Source organism: Streptomyces sp. H27-H5 (assembly GCF_026627505.1).
Taxonomy (GTDB): Bacteria; Actinomycetota; Actinomycetes; order Streptomycetales; family Streptomycetaceae; genus Streptomyces.
In genome coordinates this window covers 1-674 of record NZ_JAPNLK010000353.1, presented here as the reverse complement: position 1 = coordinate 674, position 674 = coordinate 1, and the positions used below count along the sequence as shown (strand labels likewise).

The following is a 674-nucleotide window of genomic DNA, read 5'->3' as shown; positions in this document are numbered from 1 at the left end:
CCCCGCTGGAGCTCGGGGACACGACCGGCACAAGTTTCGGTCAGCTGGCCCGCCGCTACGTCCGCGCCGAGGTGCGGTCCGGTATCGGCGGCACCGTGGTGGCCGCCCCGGACATGCGGGCCCTGACCCCGGGTACCACCTCGTGGGCCGACACGGCCGGCCGTACCTGGACCGTGGCCGCCCCGGCGTCCGTCACCAACAGGCAGTACAGACTGCAGGCCGAGGTGTCGTCGTGGACCTCACGCGCGGACACCTCCGGACAAGACGTGGTCGTACCGGTCGAGGGAGCCGGGATCCTGCGGCGCCTCGGCCAGGGCGCCAAGGCGCTCGACAGCACGCTGCGCCGGCGGATCCCGTCCGTCGGCAGCCCCCGCGCGTACTGGCCCATGGAGGAGGACCGCGACGCGACACAGGCCTATTCGCCTGTCCCCGGCGTGGCACCGCTACAGGTGACCGGCTTCGAGTTCGCCGCGGATGACACGCTCGGCGGATCGCGGGCCGTCCCGAAACTGAACGCGGCGGCCAGCATGCGCGGCACGGTCCCCGCGCACACGGCTACCGGATCCTGGCTGGTCGGCCTGGTCTACTACTGGGAGACCGCGCCTGCCGGCACCACGACCATGCTGGAGTACGCCACCACCGGCACCGCCCGCCGAGTCGTGATCACCGTGGAC

At 72.7% G+C, this 674-nt stretch carries 1 pseudogene; it reads left to right on the top strand.

From position 1 onward, the window contains the following. Nucleotides 1–674 (top strand): annotated as a pseudogene (locus OTB19_RS43215) (hypothetical protein); the annotation flags it as partial.